Origin of the sequence: Paraburkholderia sp. SIMBA_053, assembly GCF_046534895.1 — a bacterium.
GTDB classification, from domain to species: Bacteria; Pseudomonadota; Gammaproteobacteria; order Burkholderiales; family Burkholderiaceae; genus Paraburkholderia; species Paraburkholderia caledonica.
Window position 1 is genome coordinate 182,423 of the sequence record NZ_JAWRXU010000011.1, and the last position, 23,224, is coordinate 205,646.

Below are 23,224 nucleotides of genomic sequence, written 5' to 3' on the forward strand. Positions count from 1 at the left end.
TGGGCTGCGCCAGCAATCTCGATGTTCGGCGCGCATCTTCATGTGAAACGGCATCCGGCGGTTTTCTCGCTGGATGCCGAAGACGCTACCTGGTGGCTGCTCAGTCTCCCGACGTTCGGCCTGTCATTCCCCACAAAACAGCCCTTTTCTCGAGCCGTCTCGTTCACGCAGCCTCGTCTTCCAGAATCGGTTCGCGAGCCATGAACCAGTAGAACAGTGCCGCGCATCCGGCAATGGCGCCGCCCGAGATGAATGCAAGCGCATACGAGCCGGTACGGTCCACGATGAACCCCGCGACGACCGGCGAGAACGCACCGCCAAAATATCCGCCGAAGTTCTGGATCGAACTGACAGAGGCAATCATCGAAGATGGCGCAATGTCCGCCGCCAGCGCCCACGCCGAACCGACCACGGCCGCAATGAATACGAGCCCGACGGTGAACAGTGCGAGGGTAACGTTCAACGCGTGAGTGAACGGCAACGCAATTGCGCACACGGCGGCGCCCACCGCGCAGCACGCAATCAATAACCGTTTCGCGGCAATCGGCGACGCGAATCCACGGTCCACCATCTTCTTCGCAAGATAGCCGACCGCGATCTCGCCGAGGGCGCCGCCCGCCCAGGGAATGCCCGCATACACGCCAAGCTGCGCGAACGAAATATGGAACCGGTCGAGCAGATAGAGCGGCAAGAATACGAGGAAGATATTCCACAGCCAGATCGTGCAGAAGTAGCCGAGAATCATGCCCCACACGCTGCGTCGCGCAAACAGCGACCGCCACCGCAGCTTTGAATTGACGAGCGACCGTTCGTGACCACCGCCACCTGCTTCGATGTATTCGCGCTCGTCTTTGGAGAGACGCTTACTGTCCATCGGGTTGCGATACAACATCAGGAACAGCAGCGCAAACGCAATGCCGAAAGCACCCGTCACGTGAAAGAGCGAGCGCCAGCCGAACGCGACCATCAGCGCGACGAGCATGGCCGGCGCGATGGCCGGCCCCCACTTTGAAGACGAATCCCATACGCCCGTCGCAAAGCCGCGCTCTTTCGCCGGAAACCACGCGGCAGTGATCTTCGCCGACGTCGGCCAGCACGGCGCCTCGCCCACCGCGAGCAACGCGCGCATCACGATGAGTCCGGAGATCGAACCGACCACGCCGGTGAGCCACGTCGCGACGCTCCACCAGATCATCGCGAACGCATAAGCGCGTTTCGCGCCGAAGCGGTCGATCACCCAGCCCGCCGGCAATTGCATCACCGCATACGTCCACGCAAAAACGCTGCCTAGCAGGCCGATCTGCGTGCGCGTCAGGCCGAGTTCCTGGATCATGCCCGGCGCTGCGATGGAAAGACTCGCGCGGTCCATGTAGTTGATAATCCCGCCGATCAGCAACCAGATGAGCACATGCCAACGGAAGTTGAACCGGGCGGGCACTGCGGCGGCCGTGAGCGAACTGGTGGGCTTGTCCAAAACGTGTCTCCGTCAAGATGGCCGTTGAAGACCATTCGTCGTTGTCGGTATGCATGTGCGGTGCAGCGTGACGCTGTACTTGTATGCACATACTGAATGACAAGTGTACGGACGCAAACGCGAGAGCTCCAATGTCGAAACGGTATGTGGCGATAGCGTTTTCGTTATCGTTACCGTCAGAACGCCATGGTCGATGCGGCGATCGGTGCGCGGCGTTCATCCGACGCACCGGTTCCGGATGCCGCCTGCCGCGGCACACTAAACTATCGGGCGGCGCGCGCCCATCCTCGTTCGATACAACTGGAGACAAAGTGAAATTCGACACGACAACCGTCCGGCTGATGCTGACCATTGCGGAAGAAGGCAGCATCTCGCGCGCTGCCGACAAGCTGAGCCTGGCAGTCGCGGCAGCGTCGCGACGCGTGTCGGACCTGGAGGATCAGCTTGGCGCGAAGCTCTTCAGGCGCGTGCCGCACGGCGTGGAGATCACCGAGTCAGGCGCGAAGTTGCTGGCGTATGTCCGGCAAATCGACAACCTGATCGACCGCATGGAAGGCGACGCACAGGCGCTCAATCATGGGCTCGACGGACGCATCATCATCGGCGCGCCGAAAGCGGTCGTCATTCAGTTCCTCGCTCGTGAAATCGCCGCGATCCAGCGCAAGTACCCTCGCATCGCACTGAAAATTGTCGAGGAAAACAGCAAAATCGTGCAGCAACTGCTGCGCGACAAAGTGATCGACGTGGGCATCTACGAGAAGAAAAGCGGCTTTCTGGATCTGGACAAGTTCGCGTACAGGGAGGATCGGCTCGTGCTGGTTTATAGCCGCGCACATTTCACATTCGACCGGGAGCCCGTGGGCGTGGACGACATTCTCGACCTTCCCATTGTGAGTCTGGGCAAAGGCTCGGCGGTGCTGTCCGCGGTCGAGCGCGCATATCGCAGCCGCGGGCGGCTGTTCCCGAACAACTTCACGGTGAACGGCTTCGACACGATGCTCGCCATGGTGCGCCACGGTCTCGGCGTCGGCTTGATGCCGCCCGATGTTCTACAGAGCTTCCATCCCGAGGATTCGCTCGCTTCGGTCGAGCTCGACGCAGACTGGTCCCGGCGTAGCTACGTGTTGTCCTGCGTCGAAGGACACGCTCAGGAGCAGACGCTGCGCAACGTCGTGGCTCAATTGCTGGAGGGCGGCGCCTAGCCAAACAATGGGCGACAGGCGAAGGTTTCGCGAACCGCGAAACCAGCCATGACGCGGCGATTCTTGCGGCAGCCTGCGCACTCGGCGACAGTGGAGCTACAACACACCACTTATCCGAGGAGGAAGCTCGACATGACGGAATCTGCGCATCTCCCACTGCAAGGCATTCGCGTGCTGGACGTGAGTCAGGTCATGGCGGGCCCGTTCGCCTGCATGATGCTCGCCGACCTCGGCGCGGATGTCATCAAGGTCGAACCGCCAGAAGGCGATCAGACCCGCGGTTCAATGGGCTTCAAGATGAAGGGCCCCGACAGCATGGGCTTCCTTAATCTCAACCGCAACAAACGCTCCGTCACGCTCGACCTGAAGAGCGATGAGGGGCGCGAGCTGTTTTATAAGCTTGCCAAAACGGCCGATGTGATCGTGGAGAATTATCGCCCCGGCGTCGTGCAGCGTTTGCGCATCGACTACGAGTCGATCAAGGCGATCAACCCGAAGATCGTCTACGCGAGCATCTCAGGCTTCGGGCAAAGCGGGCCCTGGGCGTCGCGGCCCGGCTTCGATCTGATGGCGCAAGCCATGTCCGGTGTGATGAGTGTGACGGGCTACAAAGGCGGCAAGCCTGTCAAGGCGGGCGTACCGGTGGCCGATATTGGCTGCGCGATGTTTGCAGTGTACGGTCTCCTGTCGGCTTATATCGGTGCGCAGAAGACCGGGGAAGGCCAGCATATCGACGCGTCGCTGTTCGACTCCATCATGGCCTTCTCGATCTGGGACATGTCCGACTACTGGGGCACGGGCGTGCCGCCGACGCCGCTCGGCACGAGCAACAAGATGAGCGCGCCTTATCAGGCGGTGAAGGCCCGGGACGGTTACTTCGTCATGGGCGCGACGAACCAGAAACTGTGGACCAAGCTGTGCCGCGTGCTGGAGCGGCCGGATCTGATCGATCATACCGACTACGCCAACGTGTCGCTGCGTCTGAAAAATCGCGAGGCGATGATCGAAGTGCTGGAGCAGGAATTCGGCAAACGCGACAGCAACGAATGGGTCGACATATTGCTCGCTGCGGGCATACCAGCGGGTCCCATTCTTTCGTATCCCGAAGCGTTTGAAAGCGACCACGCCCGGCATCGCAACATGTGCATGGAAATCGATCATCCCAACGAGGGCAAGGTCAAGAACATCGGCTTTCCCGTCAAGCTGCTCGGCACGCCGCCGACCGTGCGCCGCCATCCGCCGCTGCTCGGTGAACATAACGACGAGATCTTTGCGGAGATCAACGGAGCCGCATCATGAGCGAACTGGTCAGCCTGAGCGTCGACCCTTCGGGTGCGGCGGAGATCCTGATCGACAGACCCGAGCGGCACAACGCGATGACGCTCGACATGTACGAGTCGCTACTCGCACTCGTCGCGCAGTGTGAAGCGGATATCAGCGTGCGCTGCATTCTGTTGCGCGGCGCCGGCGGCAAGTCTTTCATCTCCGGCACGGACATCGGCTATTTCACGGGCTTCCGCGATGGTCGCGACGGCGTTGCATACGAAGCGTTCGTCGAGCGCGTGATCGGCACGGTCGAGCGAATTGCGAAGCCGACCATCGCGGTCATAGACGGCTGGGCCGTGGGTGGGGGTCTGGCGCTCGCCACGGCCTGCGATTTCCGTGTTTGCAGCGACGCATCGCGCTTTGGTGCGCCGATTGCCAAGACGCTGTCCAATACGCTTTCATCGCGCAACATCGCGCGACTCCAGGCGGCGTTGGGCACGCCGCGCGTCAAAAAGATGCTGCTGCTCGCCGACTATCTGACGGCCGACGAAGCGCTGGCCTGCGGATACGTCTATCAGGTCTGCGCGCCTGGCCTGTTGCAGGAAGCGGCGCATACGCTCGCAGAGCGGTTGATGGCGCTCTCGCCCGTCACGCAGAAAGCCGTGAAGGAGAGCTTGCGCCGCATCGTAGTCGAAAAACGACTCGACGATGACGACCTGATCGAAGAAGTGTATGGCAGCGCCAGCTTCAAGGAAGCGGTGCTTGCGTTTACGTCGGGATCTTCGAAGGCATAAGTCTCCGGGCCGCACGTGTATTGCCGGTGCGGTCCCGAAGCACTCAGGCGTACCGCTTAGTCGTAATGCCGATGCTTATGATGCTTCTTGCCCGAGCGGTAATCGCGCGAGTAGTCGTCGGCATACGAGTTCGAGCGCGAGATATTGCCGCCGAGCGCGGAGCCCGCGCCGCCGCCTAGCGCTGCGCCGATCAGGCCGCCGCCACGTCCGCCCATGGCGTTGCCGGCCGCGGTGCCCGCACCGCCGCCCAGCGCGCCGCCTACGATGGCGCCCGTGCGCTCGCGGCGGTTAGACGTCACCGCGCCGCCCGCGCCGCCGCCCACCGCGCCGCCGATCACAGCGCCCGTGCTGCCGCCGACCGCGCCGCCCAGTGCCGCACCCGCTACGCCGCCGAGCGCGCCGCCAAGCGCATTGTTCATATCGCCGGCCACAGCCGACAACGACGCCGCGCTCGTGAGCGCTGCAACAGCCACAATTTTCAGGATTCGCTTCGACATAAGAGGTCTTTGGTTTTTATGAGACGGCGCGAGTATAACCGGCGATTCGAAAGGCTTCTGTAACCGCCTCATCGCGTACCGGTAAGACGTGTAACAAAACCTGCCGCGCCGTCTCTTCCCCTTGCTTCTTGCCTCTCCCCGGCTCGCGCGTCAGCGTTTGCGTTTCTTCTTCAGCTCGATGGTTTCGAACAGTTCATAGTTCGATGTAGGCGTCTGGTCCGCGCCGGGTGCGTGGTAGTAGTTCATCGTGATGGTCGTCTCGCCGCCCGGATGGCCCGGCTCATGATCGAACACGGCGATGCCGTAGCCGGTGCCGGTGTCTCGTTGCGCGGACCAGATTGCGTCTTCCACCGCATCGGCGCTTGCTCGCACGAACGTGCCCGCTGTGCTGCCAGGAACCGGACGGTTAGGCCGCGTGAAAATGCGCGCTTGCGGCAGGCCCGTGCCCGCGTCGAGGCCATACACGTCGAGCGGTGCGCTCGTGCCGCCGCCGCCGAGAATCAGGTGGATCGTGCCGTGGCTCGTATCGAATGTGGACGCTCCAGCGGATATTGCCGACATGACCGGCTTGGGCTGCAATGTATCGACCGGACGACCCGTGGCGATATCGGTGCCCTTGTTGTGATTGCAGCCGCGCACGGGATAGCTGCGCTCATAGTCGTGATCGTGGCCGCATAGCACGAGGTCCACGCCATAACGGTCGAAAAGCGGCAGCCAGGCTTCGCGGATGCCTTTGTCCGAACCGTTGCCCGTCTTCGAAGAACTCAACGCGTCCTGATGCATCTGCACGACGATCCAGTCGACGTCGTCGTCCTGGGCCGCGTGGCGGAGCGTCTTCTCCAGCCAGCGTGTTTGCTCGCCGCCGCTGTAGCCTCGCACATAAAAGGACGTGCCAGGCTCGATCGGCGGATTCCCGGTGCTCGCTGCCGGCACGAGCGGTGCCGGCCCGCCCACGAACGCGGCGGCGTCCTGATAGACGACGTCGTCGGCATCGAGCGAAATGAACAGCACCGAGCTCACGCGGAAGCTGTACCACCGCCCCTGAAATCGCGTGTGATTGTCAGGCAACGCGTAGCGCGCGAGGTACGACGCGAACCCTTGCTCGCCGTTGTGAAACTCGATCTCGTGATTACCGGGACATGGCATCCACGGACGATTCGCGGCTGAAGTTTGACAGTTGTTGCCGAAGTCGCGCCACACTTCGGGCTGCTGTGTCGGGTTCAGATTTGCATAACAAAGGTCGCCGTTGAGCAGGTGAAAGAGCGGCTGAAAGCGCTCGACCGCCTGCACGGCGAACCGGCTTTGCGGCGACGAGAGCACCCATCCGGTATTCGGCGTGGCGAGGTCGCCATAACTCGTCCAGCGAAACGGTGCGCGGCCTCGCGGCGCCGTGCGGAAGCTGCCGCTGAAGGGCTGCGCCGCGTTGCTGTCGTTATCGGCCGTGACCTCGTATTCGTAACTCGTGTCCGGCTTGAGATCGCGCAGACGCGCGTGATAGTTGAATACCACTTCGCCGTTGAGGCCGTCGGTGTACGTGGTCTGCACGCCATGTACGATCCGTTTGCCGTCTCCAACCCGGCCAATACGCAAATGCGGCTTCACGGCAGCCGCGAGCGACGCCCACGACACCGTGACTTCATTGGATGGATCGTTGCCCCAGGTCAGGTGTACCTGCTCCGGTGTGCCGTCCGGCGTTGAGCCTGCGGCGCGCGCCGTTGACAGCGCGTTGGCTGCACTAGCGAGACTCGATGCGCCGGCGAACTTCAGGAACCCGCGACGCGAAACGATGGAAGCGCCCTGATCGGCTGGCGAAGCCTTAGCGTTTTTTGTGTTCGACATGTCTATGTTTTGTGGGTAGGAAGGACTGGCGGCTTGACCAGTGATCCTAGTCGCGAAACAGTGACAGTTGAATGAAACCGGCCAAACGTTAACGACTCGGAGGCTGGGGGCTATTGGCTGGATTCGTATCGAACTTCGAAATGCGCTCAATACCGCTTTCAATACCGCCGGATGCGCCGCTCTCACCGCATAGCGCTAATAGTTCGGTCTCCATTGCATCGGCGGTTTGCTTGTCGTAGATCTGTTCGCCATTCACGTAGACCGTGAACGAGCGCAGGTACTTCGCTTTCTTCTCCGCGTTTTCGATCGTCTCGCGCGTCCACTGATAGAGCGGATATTTTTCGATGCCGAGCCGCTCCGCCTCGCTCACATAATCCGCGAATGCGTCGTACTGACAAATTACGGTCGCGTTATGCCGATGCAAAATCCGTTGAAGCGGGACATGCGCCGCGCCGGAAGAATCGGCGCGCAATGCGCCGGCAAGTTCTGGCGAGACGGTGAGCCGTAGCTGGAATCTGAGTGTCGAGTCCACGTGTTCCTCACTGTCGGATAAAGGCGCCGTATTGCGCCGCAGTCATGAAACCGCCTAGGCCGGATTCACCGATTGCGCCGGCAGCTTTTCGTCGATGCGCGCGATCTCGCAGCCTTGCACCGGTCTGCCGAGTAAAAAACCCTGCGCATGTGTGCAGCCGGAACGGCGCACGAAGTCGAGTTGCTCTTCAGTTTCGATGCCTTCCGCCGTGGTCGGCATACCGATTTCGCGCGCCAATGCGACGATCCCTCGCACGACCGCAGCAGATTCGCGCCGATGCACCGACTCCTTGACGAACGAACTGTCGATCTTCAGCTTGTCGAATGTGAAACGCACGAGCGTCGACATCGTCGAGAAGCCCGTGCCGAAATCGTCGAGCGCGAGGCCGATACCCAATGCACGCAACCGCGAAATATTGCGCCGTGTCACGACGTCGTCGTTCAGCAGCACCGTCTCCGTGACCTCGATGTTAAGACGCTCGGGCGGAAGCCGCGTCTTGCGAAGCACGCCCGCAACGATCGACGCAAACGTCTCTTCACGCAATTGCACCGGCGATACATTGACCGCAACCGGAACCTTGTCGCGCCACATGACCGCTTCCTTGCACGACTGCAATAGCGCCCATTCGCCGAGCGCGAGGATCAGGCCGGTGCGCTCCGCAGTCGGAATGAAGGCCGAGGGCGACAGCTCGCCGCGTGTCGGATGCTTCCAGCGAATCAGCGCCTCGCGGCCCGTCACAAAGCCGCTGGCCACATCGACAATCGGCTGATACTCCATGCGCAGTCCGCTGAACGAACGCAGCGCCCCTTCAAGGTCGCTGCGCAGCAGGCTCAGGTTTTCGTCGGATACATGTTGCTCCGCGTCGAAAATGACGTACGCGCTCTTGCCGCTGCGCTTGACCGCATACAACGCGCGGTCGGCGCAGATCAGCAATTGCGGTCCGGTCGTTGCGTGCTCGGGACAGAGCGCGACGCCCACACTCGCGCCAATATGCACGAGCGCCTCACTCAACGCGAAGGGCCGGGCCAAGGTTTTGACGATTCTGTCCGCGAGCACGCGGACATCGCGGGACGGGTCGGGTGCTTCTGAAATGACCACGAATTCATCGCCCGCAAGGCGTCCGACGATGTCGGCGGCAGGCAGCACTTCGCGCAAGCGGACCGCGGCCTCCTGGAGAATCTGGTCGCCGGCGGCATGACCCAGGCTGTCGTTGATTGCCTTGAAGCCGTCCAGGTCGATCAACAGCACGGCGAACAATGGCTCGCGATGCGACGAGCCCACCGCCGTGCGCTCCAGCAGCAGTTCGTTAATGCGCGCCCGATTCGGCAAGCCCGTCAGGCTATCGTGATGCGCAAGCCGCTGACTGTTTTCGCGCGCGAGCAGCAGCGCGACCGTATCGCGATTGCTGCGCAGCGCAACGGTTAGAAAACCGGCGGCACAGAACGGCGCCTGAAACAGCAGCACGAGTTTTCCTGAGCCGGGCGACAGCGCGGCGCCGACTCCCAGTAAACCGAGAATAAAAAGGATCTGCAGCATGACCAGCCGCGGCGTGGCCGCATTGCGTCCGGCCAGCCCGCCGACAACGCCGACGGCGCATACATTGCCAAGCAGAAAGAGCGTCGCGTCGCCGCTGATATTGCACAGCAAACTACCAAAGCCAAACAACGCGCTCCACAGAATACTTGCGAACACAAACGCGGAGGTAGGCGTGGGCAAATCCCGCGCACTACAGCGGCGACACAGCCAGATAAGCCAGAGACGCACCATGAGCAGCGCAACCACGGCGCCTGTCCAACTCGCATATAGCAGGTTTGGATACAGATAGTAGGCCGTGGCGCAGACGCTGATTTCGCAGATCGACGCGAACACGATTGACCACGTTCGCGTGAAAAGATTGGCGAGGAGTATTTGCCGGTTCTCGGCGCTCAGGTTTTGAGCCGAAGAGACGATCCACTTGAAAAATGGAGACCTTGGTTCGCTAAAAGCCATGACCCGCGCATTTTTAATGGTTAGTGAATCGAAACGGCAGCGTGGCCGATTATTACGTAAACCTAAGTCGAAAGGTTAAATCGGACAGGGAAGCGGCGTAAATCGCCTTCCCAATTGTTGGGCATCCAGAGCAAACCGAAGGCTGCTGGTCGCGCTTGCGAACACCCGAATCGACAAGGTTCTCTATTTCCGCCTTTCGTAAGGTTAACCCCGATTTAAACGCAAACCAACAAAAGGGACATTCTGTTTGCTGCGTGTAATCAGAGTGCAAACCAATTGACGCCTCCGCGAAGCTCCGGCTCCGCGGCTGGCGCAGACACCCAGACATATCTCGCGCCCGAAAGGAGAGCAATTTGGTCCTGGAACTGGAGCAAGTGAGTGTCGTTTCTGGCGGGCAACCGTATCTGTACGGCGTGAATTTGCGTCTCGTGCCAGGCGCCATCAATGTGTTGCTTGGACCTACCCAGGCCGGCAAGACAACGCTAATGCGCGTCATGGCGGGACTGGACAGGCCAAGTGCGGGCCGCGTGCTCGTAGACGGTCAGGACGTGACAGGCGTCAGTGTGCGCCAGCGCAACCTTGCAATGGTTTATCAGCAGTTCATCAATTACCCGGCGATGACGGTGTTTCAGAACATCGCCTCGCCGCTCCAGCTTCAGAAGACCGACCCCGCCGAAATTCGCCGGCGCGTGCAGGAAGTCGCGGCAAAACTGCATATCGAGCATCTGCTGGAGCGGCGGCCGAGCGAACTGTCAGGCGGCCAGCAGCAGCGGTGCGCGCTGGCGCGCGCGCTCGTGAAGCGCACGTCGCTTGTATTGCTCGACGAACCGCTCGTCAATCTCGACTACAAGCTGCGCGAAGAATTGCGCATGGAACTCGCCACGCTTTTCGCGGACGGCAAGACGACCGTGGTGTACGCGACCACCGAACCTCTTGAAGCATTGCTGCTGGGCGGCTATACGGCAATCGTCGACAAAGGCCGCGTGCTGCAATTCGGCCCGACGCTCGACGTCTACAACGCACCGGTCGACGTGGACGCCGCGGCCGTCTTCAACGATCCGCCTATGAACATGCTCACGAGCGAAGTGAACGGTAACGGCAGCGCGCGACTGCCGATCGGCATCGACGTGCCGATCCGTCGCGGCACCGCTGCGAACGGCACATGCCGCATCGGCATCCGGCCGGGGCACTTGCGTCTTGCGGCGAAGACATCGCATGCGATCGCCGTTCCATGCCGGCTCGAACTAGCCGAATTGAGCGGTTCGGAAACCTATCTGCATCTGCACACGCTCAATGGCGGCATCGATCTCGTCGCGCAGTTGCAAGGCGTGCATCAGATCGAACTCGGCACGCAACTCGACGTATTCATCGACCCCGACGAACTGTTTGTGTTCGGCGCGGATACGAAGCTCGTGTCCGGTCCGGAGGCCGCCTATGGCGCGCATTGAGTTTCAGAATCTCGCGCACGCGTATCGTCCGAATCCGGCGACGCTCGACGACTACGCGCTGCAACCCATGAGCATGGTCTGGGAAGACGGCGGCGCTTACGCGTTGCTCGGACCATCCGGTTGCGGCAAGACCACGCTGCTGAACATCGTGTCGGGTCTCGTCAAGCCTTCCGAGGGCAAGGTGCTGTTCGACGGACGCGACGTGACCGCGCTGGGCGCACGCGAGCGCAACATCGCGCAGGTGTTCCAGTTCCCGGTGATCTACGACACCATGAGCGTGTTCGACAACCTCGCGTTCCCGCTGCGCAACCGCAAAATACCGGCAGCCGAAGTCAGGAAGCGCGTGCACGAAGTCGCCGAAATTCTCGACATGACGCGGGATCTGCCGCATAAGGCGAGCAACCTCGCAGCGGACGCGAAGCAAAAGATTTCGCTGGGACGCGGTCTTGTGCGCCAGGACGTCGCAGCGATCCTGTTCGACGAGCCGCTGACCGTGATCGATCCGGCCATGAAATGGATGCTGCGCCGGCAACTGAAGAAGATCCATCAGCAACTCAAGCTCACGCTCATTTACGTTACGCACGATCAGGTCGAGGCGCTCACCTTCGCCGACGAAGTCGTGGTCATGACAAACGGTCGCGTCGTTCAGAAGGGCGGCGCCGATGCGCTTTTTCTACGGCCGGATCACGCGTTCGTCGGCTACTTCATCGGCAGTCCCGGCATGAATCTTTGCCCAATCGAGCTTGACGCGGAAGGCGTGAAGATCGGCGCCCAACGGCTTGCTCTGGACACTGACACACTCGCCACGCTAAGACACGCGCATGAGCACGCAAACGGTTCGCTCACACTCGGCATTCGCCCCGAGTTCGTGCGGCTAGCACAGGAAGGCGAAGCGGGTGCGGTCAAGGCGCAGGTATTGCGCGCGCAACAGCTCGGCAACTATCAACTCGTCACAGCGCAATGCGACGGCCATCTGTTCAACGCCAAACTCGAGCCGCATGTGCGCGTGGTCGACGGACCGGCCTGGCTGCGTCTCGCCGCGCCTGAAACGGTGTTCTTCTGCAACGACGAAAGAATCGACGCACGCATCTCCGAAGGGGCCGCGCGATGAACAAGCCCGTCAATCAGAAAGCGTGGCTGCTGGTCGTGCCCGTGTTTATCTGCGTCGCGTTCTCCGCGATCCTGCCGCTGATGACAGTGGTCAATTATTCGGTGCAGGACATCATCAGCCCGACACAGCATGTGTTCGTCGGCACCGAGTGGTTTCGCAACATCATGACCGATCCTGATCTGCGCGGCGCGCTCGGCAGGCAGATCATATTTTCCGCTTGCGTGCTGTTGTTCGAAATTCCGCTCGGCGTGGGCCTCGCGCTCGCAATGCCGGCTTCGGGTTGGCGCGCATCTGCGGCGCTCGTCATACTCGCCATGCCGCTGCTGATTCCATGGAACGTGGTCGGCACGATCTGGCAGATCTTTGGACGCCCGGATATCGGTCTGCTCGGTTATTGGCTCAATAGCCTCGGCTTCGACTACAACTACACGGCGAGCCCCACGGCCGCGTGGCTCACCGTGCTCGTGATGGACATCTGGCACTGGACGCCGCTCGTCGCGCTGCTGTGCTATGCGGGCCTGCGCGCGATTCCCGATGCGTTCTATCAGGCCGCCGAAATCGACGGCGCAAGCCGCTTTGCCGTGTTCCGCTACATCGAATTACCGAAGATGCGCGGCGTGCTGATGATCGCCGTGCTGCTGCGCTTCATGGACAGCTTCATGATCTACACGGAGCCGTTCGTGCTGACAGGCGGCGGTCCCGGCGATTCCACGACGTTCCTCAGCCAGTACCTGACGCAAAAAGCGGTCGGCCAATTCGACCTCGGCCCAGCCGCCGCATTTTCGCTGATCTATTTCCTCATCATTCTGCTGCTGTGCTTCATTCTCTATAACTGGATGAGCCGTGTAGGCAAAGGCGGCCCCGCTGCGGAAGGAGACGAACATGCAGGATAAGCGCCGCTGGATGCGCACGTTGGTGCTCGTCGTTTATATGTTGTTCGCGCTGATTCCGCTGTACTGGATGCTGTCGATCTCGTTGCGCACGAACGAAGAAACCATGTCGGCGTTCGCCACGCTGCCGCAGCATGTAACGTTCGAGAACTACAAGATCATATTCACCGATCCGTCCTGGTACTGGGGCTACATCAATTCGATCATCTACGTGTTGATGAATACGGTGATGTCGGTGCTCGTCGCGCTGCCTGCCGCTTATGCGTTCTCACGCTACCGCTTTCTCGGCGACAAGCACATGTTCTTCTGGCTGCTCACCAACCGGATGACACCGCCCGCCGTGTTCCTGCTGCCGTTTTTCCAGCTCTATTCGAGCGTCGGTTTGACCGACACGTACATTGCCGTTGCGCTTGCGCACATGCTGTTCAACGTGCCGCTCGCGGTGTGGATTCTCGAAGGCTTCATGTCGGGCGTATCGCGCGAAATCGACGAAACAGCGTATATCGACGGCTATACGTTCCCCGCTTTTTTCGTGAAGATTTTCCTGCCGCTGATCAAGTCGGGCGTCGGCGTGACGGCTTTCTTCTGCTTCATGTTCAGCTGGGTCGAACTGCTGCTCGCACGCACGCTGACCTCCGTGAACGCGAAGCCGATTGCAGCGGTGATGACACGCACGGTGTCGGCGGCCGGCATGGACTGGGGCGTGTTGTCCGCGGCGGGCGTGCTGACCATCGTTCCTGGTGCGCTAGTGATCTACTTCGTGCGCAACTACATCGCGAAGGGCTTTGCGATGGGGAGAGTCTGATGTTCACGTGGATGTACTGGACGCCCGAAGTGGCGCTCTTCTTCGGCTGCATTGTCGTAATGCTGGCCGGCATGACGATGTGGGAACTGCGCTCGCCGACGACTGAACGCAAGGGCTTCCTGCCCATCTCGACCACGCGTGGCGACCGCCTGTTCATCGGTCTTCTCGCGGCGGCGTATGTGAACCTCGCATGGATCGGCATCGGCGCCGAAGGCTCGAATTCGTGGCCGGGATTCGTGGCTTCGGTGCTCGTTCTGCTCGCGATCATGTGGAAAGGCTAGCAAGTCGACACACGCATTGAAGGCTGGCAACTCCCGGTTCCGCTGATGCCCCGAGCGGGCTCCGGCCAGATTCAAGGGGCACGAAAGACACAGGAGAAGACCATGCAACAGAGGAGACGGATCGTCGCGCTCGCAGTGGCAGGCATCGTGTCAGGTGCCCTTGCGAACCAGGCGCAAGCGGGCATGCCCGAAGCGCAAAAATGGGTCGATAGCGAATTTCAGCCAAGCACGCTTTCGAAACAGCAGCAGATGGACGAAATGAAATGGTTCGTCGACACGTCTGCCAAACTGAAGTCGCAAGGCGTCAAGGAGATACATGTGGTGTCGGAAACTATCGACACGCACATCTACGAATCGAAAACACTCGCGAAAGCGTTCACTGAAATCACCGGTATTCAGGTAAAGCACGACATCATTCAGGAAGGCGATGTCGTCGAAAAATTGCAGACGTCGATGCAATCCGGGCAAAGTATTTACGACGGCTGGATTTCCGACTCCGACCTGATCGGCACGCACTATCGCTACGGCGTGATCGTGCCGCTGTCCGATTACATGACAGGCGAAGGCAAGGACTATACGAACCCTGGCCTCGACATCAAAGATTTCATTGGCACGAGTTTCACGACCGCGCCGGACAAGAAGCTCTATCAACTGCCCGACCAGCAGTTCGCCAACCTTTACTGGTTCCGCGCCGACTGGTTCGCGCGCAAGGACCTGCAGGACAAGTTCAAGGCGAAGTACGGCTACGAGTTGGGCGTGCCGGTGAACTGGTCCGCGTATGAAGACATTGCCGAATTCTTTACCAACGACGTGAAGAACATCGACGGTGAAAAAGTCTACGGTCATATGGACTACGGCAAGAAAGACCCGTCGCTCGGCTGGCGCTTCACGGACGCATGGCTTTCAATGGCGGGCGAAGCCGACAAGGGAATCCCGAACGGCATGCCGGTCGACGAATGGGGCATACGGGTGACGCCGGACGGTTGTCATCCGGTGGGCGCGTCGGTGTCGCGCGGCGGCGGCACCAACAGTCCCGCAGCCGTCTATGCGACGACCAAATACATCGACTGGCTCAAGAAATACGCGCCGCCCGAGGCCTCGGGCATGACCTTCAGCGAGGCGGGTCCGGTGCCTGCACAAGGCAAGATCGCGCAACAGGTCTTCTGGTACACGGCGTTCACCGCGTCGATGCTCAAGCCCGGCAATGTCACGAATCCGGACGGCACGCCGAAGTGGCGCATGGCGCCGTCGCCGCACGGCGCATACTGGAAAGACGGCATGCAGAACGGCTACCAGGACGTCGGCTCATGGACCTTCTTCAAGTCGACGCCGCCCAATCAGCGCGCCGCAGCCTGGCTCTATGCGCAGTTCGTGACGGCAAAGAGCGTGTCGCTGAAGAAGTCGATTGTCGGTCTCACGTTCATTCGCGACTCCGACATTCATAGCGACTACTTCACGAAGAACGCGGACAAGTACGGCGGTCTGATCGAGTTCTATCGCAGCCCGGCACGCGTCGCGTGGACGCCGACCGGCAACAACGTGCCCGACTATCCGAAGATGGCACAGCTCTGGTGGAAGAACGTCGGCACCGCAGTCGCCGGTGAAAAGTCGCCGCAGGCCGCAATGGATAACCTCGCGAAGGAAATGGACCAGGTGTTGTCCCGTTTGCAACGCGCCGGCATGAAAGTGTGTGCGCCGGAGCTGAATGCGCAAAGCGATCCGTCGAAGTGGTTGTCCGATCAACACGCGCCGTGGAAGAAGCTCTCCAACGAGAAGCCGAAGGGCGAGACGGTCAAGTACGAGCAGTTGCTGTCGGCGTGGAAGGCGGGCAAGGTGCGCTAAGCGGCTGATCTGGAAATTGGCGGTTAATAGAAGGGCGGCACCATGCGTGCCGCCCTTTTTCATGCCGCCGATGCCACCGATGCCGCAACCTGCATGCGCTATTCGTTCGCCATGTCTACCAGCTTCGCAACCGTGTTCATGTTGCGTGCGGTTCCCGTTCTGGCGGCCGGGATTTTCAGCTTCGTGTCTGCCATTCCGTTGTTGTAATGCACGTAGATTTCTCGCGCGCCGAGCGCCATTTCTTCTTCGCGCTGGCCGCTTGCGTGAGTCAGCGCGTCGGCGGGCGGCGGTGTGTCGAGAAAAATCGCGACCGTCCGATTCGGCGCGGCGGACTTGAATGGATTGGCGGTCAGCACCTGCGCAAGTTCCTCACGCGTTCGCACCGCAACACCCACCGGCTTGCCCGCGTACTCTTCAAGGCAACGCTCGAGCCGGCTTTTCACCGATGCCTCGGCAAGCTTGCTGTCGAACACGACGTTGCCGCTTGCAATGTATGTGCGCACATTGGTGAAGCCAACGGCTTCGCACATGGTTCGCAATTCAGCCATTGGAAGCCTGCCGGTGCCGCCAACATTCACAGCGCGCAGAAAAGCAACGTATCGGGTCATCGAGTGAGTTCTTTTGATGTCGAATACAAGTCTTTACACGAGCAAGGCGGCTCGCACGATCATAAACAAGCCAGCGCCGATCACCACAAATCCAATGCCCCGCGCGAAGAATTCGCCGTGTGGCGCCACGCGTTCGAGCGTAATAGCGGCCGTGACCGCCACCATTGCACGCAGATCCATCACGCCGGCCACGGCAAGCACCGCAGTCAAGCTTGCGCAGCACACACAGCAATGGAGGCCTAGCCGCACACCATATCTTATCGCGGCGACCGCGCGCGCAGGCAGTGCATGAAGGCCGGATTGAGCCGCGTGACGGCAACAGCGAAGATAACGCGCCTTCAGCGCCGTGAGTTGCAACGCGCCCGCGCTGAGCACGATTACGCCGGCCACAATGGGAACAACGCGAGAATCCGCGGGCATGCGCATCACAAGCGCCGCTAACGTCGCGCCGAACACAAACAGCGCTGTACCCAACGCGGCCCACACAGCGAAATAGCCCACGCCGGCAAGCAACGTTATAAGTGCTGCGCGCGCGTGCCCTGCTCTGCGAAGCGCGTCGTCATATCGCCACAACACGGGTGCGAGCGACGGCAGCATCATCGCGATCATCATGACGACCCACATGCCGACGAACCGTGCCGCCACGTCCGGCCACGAGCGGCCGCACATGGGCATCCACGTCATCGACATGGCCCAGCCGCCCGGCATGGGCATGTCGCCCATGGTCGACATGGACCCGCAAGCAATGAGGGTTGCCGCCGCGCAGACTGCGAACAGCAACGCACAGACACCGTAAAAGAATGCGCGCGAGCGAAGAGCGCGCATGTCGAGGTATTGCGTCGGGAAGTCGCCGCATCGGCTTGCGTGCATGGGCTTCATGCATGCACCTCAGCGCTTTGCGTACTCGTCGTGACGGCGCCACCAGATGCCCGTCTCGTTGCGGCCTTTCGGCGCGCGGTCGAGCCATTGGTACATGCCCCACAGGCCGTCGAGTCCACGCGCGTACGTGGAATACGTGTGGTACACCGCGCCGTCTTCCAGCACGAAGGCGCTTAGTCCTGGCCGGTCGCGCGCGTAAGTGGATGCGTCTGTACCGCAAGTCGCTGCGAATTGCGCGACGGGCTCCGGCGCCGGTACCGAGTCCATTGCATGACGGCCGCGCTGATAGTTGTATTCGACGGTGCCCTCGCGTTGTTGCTCCTCGGTAAAGGAGATGTTGAAGTCGAAGTTGAAGTCGCTGCCCGCCGACGAAGCCCACGGAAACGTCCACCCCATGCGCCGCTTGTACTCCTGCAGCTTCGCGAGCGGCGCACGGGATATGGCCGTCAGCGCCACGTCGTGATTGGCCAGATGAATCGCGATACCGTCGAAACCATCCGCGATCGACGAGCATGACGGGCATCCTGCCTTGTAGTCCGGCCCGAACATGAAGTGATAGACGAGAAGCTGCGAGCGTCCGCCAAACAGGTCGGCAAGCGACGCGACGCCCTGCTCGGTCTCGAACCGGTATGTCTTGTCGATGCGGACCCAAGGCAATTCCTGGCGTCGGCGCGCCAGTTCGTCGCTGCGCCGCGTGAGCTCTTTTTCAGCGTTGAGCAGATCGATGCGCGCTGCCAGCCACTGCTCGCGTGTCCCGGTCGTATGTGTCGTCGTCATGGTTCTCTCCGTTCGGTTTTCCTCGTCGCTCGATCGCTTTCGATGCGACGTACTGGTTAGCGGTCGTGCTAGATTAGTGTCGGGATTCCGGACGGTGGGAGTGACAAGTGTGGCGCGATTTCAATCAACATGGACCCGCTAATCAAGGCCGCCGCTCAGGCGCTCGCAGCGGGTGATCCGCTCGGCGCATTGAAGCGCGTTGCGTTACGCGGCGACGCGCCGGCGCTCGCGCTTCGCGGCATCGCGATGGCGCAACTGGGCGACTTCATCCGCGCCAAGGCGCTCGTGCGAAGCGCGGCGCGCGCGTTCGGTTCGAAGCAAGCCGTGGCCCGCGCGAGATGTGTCGTGGCGGAGGCGGAGATCGCGCTGGCGTCGCGCGATCTTGCTTGGCCGGCGAAAGCGCTCGGCGCTGCGCGCGCGACGCTCGAAGCACACGGCGACCGAGCCAATGCCGCACATGCGGGCTATCTGGAAGTTCGCAGGCTTGTTCTGATCGGACATATCGACGAGGCTGAGCGCATGCTCGGCACATTCGATTCCGCGCCTTTGCCGCCCTTGCTCCGAGCGGCACACCAGCTCATGGTGGCGAGCATCGCGCTGCGGCGTTTGCAGGCCAACAAGGCTCGCGCCGCGTTCGCACAAGCGAGGCATGCGGCACGAGCTGCCGAGATTCCCGCGCTGATCGCCGAGGTCGAAAGCGCGTCGAATACGTTGAACGTGCCGGCCGCGCGCCTGATCGAAAGAGGCGAACAGCGGCTGTTGCTGCTCGATGAAGTCGAAGCACTGTTAATGTCGAACGCGTTCGTGGTCGACGCCTGTCGCAATGTCGTGCAGAAATCCGGTACGGCTGTCTCGCTGGCACGGCGTCCGGTACTGTTCAATCTCGCGTACCAGCTTGCCGAAGCATGGCCCGCAGATGTATCGCGCGACACGCTGATCGCACGCGCATTCAGAACGAAAGATGCCGATGACTCGCACCGCGCGCGTCTGCGGGTGGAGATCGGCCGGCTTCGCACAGTGCTTGGCACGTTGGCAGATATAAGCGCGACGCCGCGTGGCTTTGCATTGGCGCCGCGCGACGGGCAAGAGGTTCGGGTACTCGCGCGGCCCGTCGACGAGACTCATGCGGCCATGCTGGCGCTGCTCGCGGATGGTGAGTCGTGGTCGAGTTCTGCGCTCGCGCTCGCACTCGGCGCAAGCCAGCGCACCGTGCAGCGCACACTCGATTCGCTCGCCGCCGTTGGCAAGGCCCAGTCGTTCGGCAGAGGCCGCGCGCGCCGCTGGATGGCCCCGCCAGCGTCTGGATTCGCGACAGCGTTGTTACTCCCCTCGCCCGTCACGCTCAATTAGGATGGCAGCATGAATCGATCGAACGCCACTATCATCCGCGAATATGGTCCGTTCCCGGACGTGCAGCAAGTGGCTGGCGTCACCTACGACGGCCAGCAGGTCTGGATTGCAACGGGCAAGACGTTGAACGCATTCGATCCCGCGAGCGGGGAGACTCTGCGCGCAATCGAAATCGCCGCCGATGCGGGCACAGCCTTCGACGGCCAGCATCTGTTTCAGATTGCCGCGGGCCGCATCCACAAGATCGACCCGTCAACCGGCCACGTGCTTTCGAGCCTCCCTGCGCCGGGAGGCAGTGGCGCGTCGGGACTCGCATGGGCCGAGGGATCGTTGTGGGTCGGCGAGTATCGCGAGCGCAAGATCCATCAGGTCGATCCCGAGACCGGCGTCGTGCTTTCGAGCATCGAGTCGAACCGTTTTGTGACGGGCGTCACGTGGGTAGACGGCGAGCTTTGGCACGGCACCTGGGAAGACGATGCAAGCGAGTTGAGGCACGTCGACCCACGTACCGGCGAGGTACTGGAAAGCCTCAACATGCCCGAGGGCGTGGGGGTGTCAGGTCTCGAATCCGATGGCAGCGGGCAGTTCTTTTGCGGCGGCGGAAACAGCGGGAAGGTGCGCGCAGTGCGCCGTCCGCAACGCGAGACGGGCGACGTCAGCTGATTCGCTCTGCTTTTGCGCCGCGAACCACGGTCTTTTTCACGCTGCACCACGCACTTCGCGACGCACCGCCTGCGGCGGCACGCCAAACCCGCGTATGAACGCCTCGCGCAAATGGCGGCGGTCGCGAAAGCCAGTCTCTTTCGCAATGACGTCGAGCGGATGCCGGCTTTGCTCGATCATCAGGCGCGCGGCTTCGAGGCGAAGGCTTTCAATAGCACGCGCGGGCGATTGCCCCGTTTCGAGCGTGAACACACGGCTGAACTGCCGCGGACTCAGGTTCGCTTTATCGGCCAGTTCATCGACGGTAAGTGGCCGGCTCAGGTTCTCACGCGCGTAGTTCAACGCGCTCTGAATGCGGTCAGACTTGGGCGCGAGGTTGAGCATTTCCGAATGCTGCGATTGGCCACCCGAGCGCCGCTGATGCATGACGAGCTTGTGCGCGACGGAGCGCGCCACTTCGGCGCCAAGATCTTTTTCGACCATCGCAAGCGCGAGATCGAGCCCGGCGGTCATGCCGGCCGACGTCCAGATCGGACCGTCGACGATATAAATGCGGTCTTCTTCCACGCGAACGTCGGGAAAGCGTTTCTGCATTTCACGCGCGTAAGCCCAGTGTGTCGTGGCGCGACGCTGCGATAACAGACCCGCCTCAGCCACCACGAAGCCGCCTGTGCAAATACCGCCGATGCGCCGCGCGCGCGGCCCGGTCTTGCGCAGGAACGCGAGCACGTCTTGGGGCGCTGGCGATGCCAGCGGATCGTTCACGCCTGCAACGATCCACGTATCCGTTTGACGGCGCGATTTGAGCGGACTCGTGCTCATGGTCATACCTAGCGACGAACGCACCTCGCCGCCCGCAGGCGAAAAATTCTCCACCTGATAGAACGGCTCGCCCACTACGAGGTTCGCGTATTCAAAAACAGCTTGCGTGGCGATCGCCATGACCTGAAAGCCGTCGCTCAGCAAATATCCCACGCGGTGCATGTCCGTTCTCCGTCCAAGTGTATGTCCTGAAACCTAACCATATATGTCATTTGCGTCGCCGTCAAAGCGGGACAGAATTCGTTCACACCATCAACGATTCATTGCAAAGGAGTGACATCATGACTGAAGCACACAAGGGCACTGCACTGATTACGGGCGCGTCGTCGGGCATCGGTGCAATCTACGCGGACCGCCTCGCGCGGCGCGGCTACGATCTCGTCCTGGTCGCCCGTAACCGCGAACGCCTCGCCGCGCTGTCCAGTCGAATCACGACCGAAACGCGCCGTAGCGTCGAGATACTGGACGCCGATCTGGGCGACAAAGCGGGGCTCGCAGCCGTTGAAGCGAAACTGAAACAGGACGCGAGCATTACGCTTCTGGTCAATAACGCCGGTGTCGGCACGCATACGCCGCTCGTCGACAGCGACGTCGATGCAATGCAGCGCATGATCGACCTGAATGTGAGCGCGCTGACGCGGCTCACGTATGCGGCCGTGCCCGGCTTCGTCGCGCGTGGCAAGGGGGCGTTGATCAACATTGCGTCCATCGTGGCTATTGCGCCGGAGGTTCTCAACGGCGTGTATGGCGGCAGCAAGGCGTTCGTGCTGGCCTTCAGCCAGTCGCTGAAGCACGAACTGGCCGACAAGGGGATTCAGGTGCAAGCGGTTCTGCCGGGCGCAACCGCCACCGAGTTCTGGCAAACGGGTGGCCTGCCGCTGGAAAACCTCGACAAGGCAATCGTGATGTCCGCCGACGACATGGTCGACGCAGCACTGGTCGGCTTCGATCGCGGCGAGTTGATCACGATTCCGTCACTGCACGCGGTTGAGAAGTGGGAAGACTACGAGGCTGCGCGCCGCGCGATGTTCTCGCTGTTGTCGACCAATGCGCCGGCGCCGCGCTACAAGGTGGCTTGACGGGCGACAGTGGAAAGTAGCGGCGGATCGCGGCGAATTCGTGCAAATTGCATCGGCAGCGCGATTCGCCGGGTAGCCGCAAGTTGCATTGATTCGGCGCCCGCAGGCCATCGCATCAGGCGAGAGGTCCTTCGGGCGCTTTGCGGCGTACCGCGACCGCGATGGCGCTGCCTACGATCATCAATATGCCGGCCACCGACAGAAGCTCCCGCGTTTCGCCCCACAGCACATAGCCGAAAAGCGCCGCCCAGACGATGCTCGTGTAGTTATACGGAGCCAGCGCGCCTGCGTCCGCGCGGCGGAAGGCCACCGTCATCAGCATTTGGCCGGCGGTCGCGAAGACGCCGAGTGCGGCCATCACGAGGAGTGCGTCCGCCGAAGGCGTGCGCCACTTGAAGAATAACGTGCAACCCATGACCACGGCGCCCATTGCCGTGAAGAAGAGAACGGTGGTCGCGGAGTCGTCGGTCGGGCGAATGCGTTTGATCTGGACGATGGAGAGCGCACCGCAAAACGCGCTCGCCAGCAGGATCACGGGCCCTAGCCAGGACGTCTGCGCGCCGCCGGGCCGCACCACGAGCAGTACGCCGAGAAAACCCACAATTGCGGCTGCGGCGCCGCGTGGCGTCAAGCGCTCGTTGAGCATTAGCGGGGCCAGCACGATGACGATGAGCGTCTCCGAATAGGCAAGCGCGACGGCTTCGCTGAGCGGTACATAAGGCAGGCCGGCAAAGAATAGAGCCGAGGCGCCGAGGAGTGCGATCGCGCGCGTGGTCTGCCCTTTAACGTCGATATTCCGCAAGCGGTCGGACAGCGGCCGGCTTCCTCCGCAACACAGCAAAATGGCGGGAAACAGGCCGAAAAGCATACGGAAAAATGTGACCTCGTTGGCCGGATATTGCAGCGCAACCGACTTGGCCAGCGCATCCACCACTGCAAAGCAGAACATCGAGGCAAGGATGGTGCCGACGCTGCCAAGCGAAAGTGAACTACCGTGGGTGGACGCGGAAGTCGGCATGTGAGAACGCAATCCGTATGGGGATTTGCATGATCTCACAGACGCACGGGCTGGCGCT

Annotated in this window: 22 protein-coding genes; 12 read left to right on the forward strand and 10 right to left on the reverse strand. The window is 61.5% G+C overall.

The window, feature by feature from the left end; all coding sequences use genetic code 11:
• Nucleotides 1-163 precede the first annotated feature (163 nt).
• Entirely contained in the window at nt 164-1,474 is a 1,311-nt protein-coding gene (locus tag SB753_RS26755; protein ID WP_410802703.1) for an MFS transporter, read from the reverse strand.
• Nucleotides 1,475-1,785: 311 nt separating this feature from the next.
• On the opposite strand from SB753_RS26755, the gene SB753_RS26760 reads away from it, so the two are divergent.
• The 3 genes from SB753_RS26760 (at nt 1,786) to SB753_RS26770 (ending at nt 4,736) form a co-directional block, all read left to right on the forward strand.
• A complete protein-coding gene (locus SB753_RS26760; RefSeq protein ID WP_088175547.1) occupies nt 1,786-2,676 on the forward strand; it encodes a LysR family transcriptional regulator in 891 nt (296 codons plus the stop codon).
• A 132-nt stretch (nt 2,677-2,808) separates the two neighbouring features.
• Nucleotides 2,809-3,975: a CaiB/BaiF CoA transferase family protein gene (locus tag SB753_RS26765; RefSeq protein WP_408190786.1), complete on the forward strand. Its 1,167-nt coding sequence runs from the start codon at nt 2,809-2,811 to the stop codon at nt 3,973-3,975.
• Nucleotides 3,972-4,736 (forward strand): enoyl-CoA hydratase, encoded by a 765-nt coding sequence (locus tag SB753_RS26770; RefSeq protein ID WP_288826816.1) that lies wholly within the window; start codon nt 3,972-3,974, stop codon nt 4,734-4,736. Before SB753_RS26765 ends, SB753_RS26770 begins: the two co-directional genes overlap by 4 nt.
• A gap of 56 nt (nt 4,737-4,792) precedes the next feature.
• Here the strand turns inward: SB753_RS26770 and SB753_RS26775 are convergent, their stop codons facing one another.
• The 4 genes from SB753_RS26775 to SB753_RS26790 form a co-directional block, all read right to left on the reverse strand.
• On the reverse strand, nt 4,793-5,233 hold the full coding sequence (locus SB753_RS26775) for a hypothetical protein (protein ID WP_020068793.1): 441 nt from the start codon (nt 5,231-5,233) through the stop codon (nt 4,793-4,795).
• Between the two features lie 150 nt (nt 5,234-5,383).
• Entirely contained in the window at nt 5,384-7,072 is a 1,689-nt protein-coding gene (locus tag SB753_RS26780; protein WP_204523246.1) for a fibronectin type III domain-containing protein, read from the reverse strand.
• Between the two features lie 88 nt (nt 7,073-7,160).
• Nucleotides 7,161-7,604, reverse strand: coding sequence for a hypothetical protein (locus SB753_RS26785; protein WP_204523247.1), 444 nt, complete (start codon nt 7,602-7,604; stop codon nt 7,161-7,163).
• A 54-nt stretch (nt 7,605-7,658) separates the two neighbouring features.
• Entirely contained in the window at nt 7,659-9,593 is a 1,935-nt protein-coding gene (locus tag SB753_RS26790) for a putative bifunctional diguanylate cyclase/phosphodiesterase (RefSeq protein WP_410802706.1), read from the reverse strand.
• Nucleotides 9,594-9,946: 353 nt separating this feature from the next.
• Here SB753_RS26790 and SB753_RS26795 point away from each other — a divergent pair, with 353 nt between their 5' ends.
• The 6 genes from SB753_RS26795 (at nt 9,947) to SB753_RS26820 (ending at nt 15,970) form a co-directional block, all read left to right on the forward strand.
• Nucleotides 9,947-11,041 carry an ABC transporter ATP-binding protein gene (locus SB753_RS26795; RefSeq protein ID WP_410802708.1) on the forward strand — a complete coding sequence of 365 codons (1,095 nt, stop codon included), beginning with the start codon at nt 9,947-9,949 and terminating at the stop codon, nt 11,039-11,041.
• Nucleotides 11,028-12,152, forward strand: a complete 1,125-nt coding sequence (locus SB753_RS26800) for an ABC transporter ATP-binding protein (protein WP_310070306.1) — start codon at nt 11,028-11,030, stop codon at nt 12,150-12,152. Before SB753_RS26795 ends, SB753_RS26800 begins: the two co-directional genes overlap by 14 nt.
• A complete protein-coding gene (locus SB753_RS26805) occupies nt 12,149-13,045 on the forward strand; it encodes a carbohydrate ABC transporter permease (RefSeq protein ID WP_088175542.1) in 897 nt (298 codons plus the stop codon). Before SB753_RS26800 ends, SB753_RS26805 begins: the two co-directional genes overlap by 4 nt.
• Complete coding sequence (locus SB753_RS26810; protein WP_027778186.1) at nt 13,035-13,847, forward strand: carbohydrate ABC transporter permease; 813 nt, start codon at nt 13,035-13,037, stop codon at nt 13,845-13,847. Before SB753_RS26805 ends, SB753_RS26810 begins: the two co-directional genes overlap by 11 nt.
• Nucleotides 13,847-14,128 (forward strand): DUF2160 domain-containing protein, encoded by a 282-nt coding sequence (locus SB753_RS26815; protein WP_410802711.1) that lies wholly within the window; start codon nt 13,847-13,849, stop codon nt 14,126-14,128. The genes SB753_RS26810 and SB753_RS26815 overlap by 1 nt, the downstream gene beginning before the upstream one ends.
• Before the next feature lie 102 nt (nt 14,129-14,230).
• Nucleotides 14,231-15,970: an ABC transporter substrate-binding protein gene (locus tag SB753_RS26820; protein WP_410802713.1), complete on the forward strand. Its 1,740-nt coding sequence runs from the start codon at nt 14,231-14,233 to the stop codon at nt 15,968-15,970.
• 98 nt (nt 15,971-16,068) lie between these two features.
• Here the strand turns inward: SB753_RS26820 and SB753_RS26825 are convergent, their stop codons facing one another.
• Genes SB753_RS26825 through SB753_RS26835 form a run of 3 tightly spaced genes read right to left on the reverse strand, consistent with a single transcriptional unit; the run spans nt 16,069 to nt 18,234 of the window.
• The gene (locus tag SB753_RS26825) at nt 16,069-16,578 is read right to left on the reverse strand and encodes a DUF1697 domain-containing protein (RefSeq protein ID WP_410802715.1); all 510 of its coding nucleotides are present in this window, start codon (nt 16,576-16,578) and stop codon (nt 16,069-16,071) included.
• 33 nt (nt 16,579-16,611) lie between these two features.
• Complete coding sequence (locus tag SB753_RS26830; protein WP_410802741.1) at nt 16,612-17,448, reverse strand: DUF2182 domain-containing protein; 837 nt, start codon at nt 17,446-17,448, stop codon at nt 16,612-16,614.
• Between the two features lie 18 nt (nt 17,449-17,466).
• Entirely contained in the window at nt 17,467-18,234 is a 768-nt protein-coding gene (locus tag SB753_RS26835) for a DUF899 domain-containing protein (RefSeq protein ID WP_410802717.1), read from the reverse strand.
• 129 nt (nt 18,235-18,363) lie between these two features.
• On the opposite strand from SB753_RS26835, the gene SB753_RS26840 reads away from it, so the two are divergent.
• Both SB753_RS26840 and SB753_RS26845 read left to right on the forward strand, forming a co-directional pair.
• Nucleotides 18,364-19,584 carry a helix-turn-helix domain-containing protein gene (locus SB753_RS26840; protein WP_410802719.1) on the forward strand — a complete coding sequence of 407 codons (1,221 nt, stop codon included), beginning with the start codon at nt 18,364-18,366 and terminating at the stop codon, nt 19,582-19,584.
• 9 nt (nt 19,585-19,593) lie between these two features.
• Nucleotides 19,594-20,247 carry a glutamine cyclotransferase gene (locus SB753_RS26845; protein ID WP_410802721.1) on the forward strand — a complete coding sequence of 218 codons (654 nt, stop codon included), beginning with the start codon at nt 19,594-19,596 and terminating at the stop codon, nt 20,245-20,247.
• Between the two features lie 36 nt (nt 20,248-20,283).
• On the opposite strand, the gene SB753_RS26850 is transcribed toward SB753_RS26845, so the two are convergent.
• A complete protein-coding gene (locus SB753_RS26850; protein WP_410802723.1) occupies nt 20,284-21,231 on the reverse strand; it encodes a GlxA family transcriptional regulator in 948 nt (315 codons plus the stop codon).
• Between the two features lie 119 nt (nt 21,232-21,350).
• Here SB753_RS26850 and SB753_RS26855 point away from each other — a divergent pair, with 119 nt between their 5' ends.
• Nucleotides 21,351-22,148, forward strand: a complete 798-nt coding sequence (locus SB753_RS26855) for an SDR family NAD(P)-dependent oxidoreductase (RefSeq protein WP_214882626.1) — start codon at nt 21,351-21,353, stop codon at nt 22,146-22,148.
• 115 nt (nt 22,149-22,263) lie between these two features.
• On the opposite strand, the gene SB753_RS26860 is transcribed toward SB753_RS26855, so the two are convergent.
• Nucleotides 22,264-23,166, reverse strand: a complete 903-nt coding sequence (locus SB753_RS26860; protein ID WP_410802725.1) for a DMT family transporter — start codon at nt 23,164-23,166, stop codon at nt 22,264-22,266.
• Nucleotides 23,167-23,224 lie beyond the last annotated feature (58 nt).

What these genes read in the sequence shown, in the direction of transcription:
- SB753_RS26765 (WP_408190786.1), top strand. Translation starts at nt 2,809, where the DNA reads ATGACGGAATCTGCGCATCTCCCACTGCAAGGCATTCGCGTGCTGGAC.
- SB753_RS26770 (WP_288826816.1), top strand. Translation starts at nt 3,972, where the DNA reads ATGAGCGAACTGGTCAGCCTGAGCGTCGACCCTTCGGGTGCGGCGGAG.
- SB753_RS26775 (WP_020068793.1), bottom strand. Translation starts at nt 5,233, where the DNA reads ATGTCGAAGCGAATCCTGAAAATTGTGGCTGTTGCAGCGCTCACGAGC.
- SB753_RS26780 (WP_204523246.1), bottom strand. Translation starts at nt 7,072, where the DNA reads ATGTCGAACACAAAAAACGCTAAGGCTTCGCCAGCCGATCAGGGCGCT.
- SB753_RS26790 (WP_410802706.1), bottom strand. Translation starts at nt 9,593, where the DNA reads ATGGCTTTTAGCGAACCAAGGTCTCCATTTTTCAAGTGGATCGTCTCT.
- SB753_RS26800 (WP_310070306.1), top strand. Translation starts at nt 11,028, where the DNA reads ATGGCGCGCATTGAGTTTCAGAATCTCGCGCACGCGTATCGTCCGAAT.
- SB753_RS26805 (WP_088175542.1), top strand. Translation starts at nt 12,149, where the DNA reads ATGAACAAGCCCGTCAATCAGAAAGCGTGGCTGCTGGTCGTGCCCGTG.
- SB753_RS26810 (WP_027778186.1), top strand. Translation starts at nt 13,035, where the DNA reads ATGCAGGATAAGCGCCGCTGGATGCGCACGTTGGTGCTCGTCGTTTAT.
- SB753_RS26815 (WP_410802711.1), top strand. Translation starts at nt 13,847, where the DNA reads ATGTTCACGTGGATGTACTGGACGCCCGAAGTGGCGCTCTTCTTCGGC.
- SB753_RS26820 (WP_410802713.1), top strand. Translation starts at nt 14,231, where the DNA reads ATGCAACAGAGGAGACGGATCGTCGCGCTCGCAGTGGCAGGCATCGTG.
- SB753_RS26825 (WP_410802715.1), bottom strand. Translation starts at nt 16,578, where the DNA reads ATGACCCGATACGTTGCTTTTCTGCGCGCTGTGAATGTTGGCGGCACC.
- SB753_RS26830 (WP_410802741.1), bottom strand. Translation starts at nt 17,448, where the DNA reads ATGCACGCAAGCCGATGCGGCGACTTCCCGACGCAATACCTCGACATG.
- SB753_RS26835 (WP_410802717.1), bottom strand. Translation starts at nt 18,234, where the DNA reads ATGACGACGACACATACGACCGGGACACGCGAGCAGTGGCTGGCAGCG.
- SB753_RS26840 (WP_410802719.1), top strand. Translation starts at nt 18,364, where the DNA reads ATGGACCCGCTAATCAAGGCCGCCGCTCAGGCGCTCGCAGCGGGTGAT.
- SB753_RS26845 (WP_410802721.1), top strand. Translation starts at nt 19,594, where the DNA reads ATGAATCGATCGAACGCCACTATCATCCGCGAATATGGTCCGTTCCCG.
- SB753_RS26850 (WP_410802723.1), bottom strand. Translation starts at nt 21,231, where the DNA reads ATGCACCGCGTGGGATATTTGCTGAGCGACGGCTTTCAGGTCATGGCG.
- SB753_RS26855 (WP_214882626.1), top strand. Translation starts at nt 21,351, where the DNA reads ATGACTGAAGCACACAAGGGCACTGCACTGATTACGGGCGCGTCGTCG.
- SB753_RS26860 (WP_410802725.1), bottom strand. Translation starts at nt 23,166, where the DNA reads ATGCCGACTTCCGCGTCCACCCACGGTAGTTCACTTTCGCTTGGCAGC.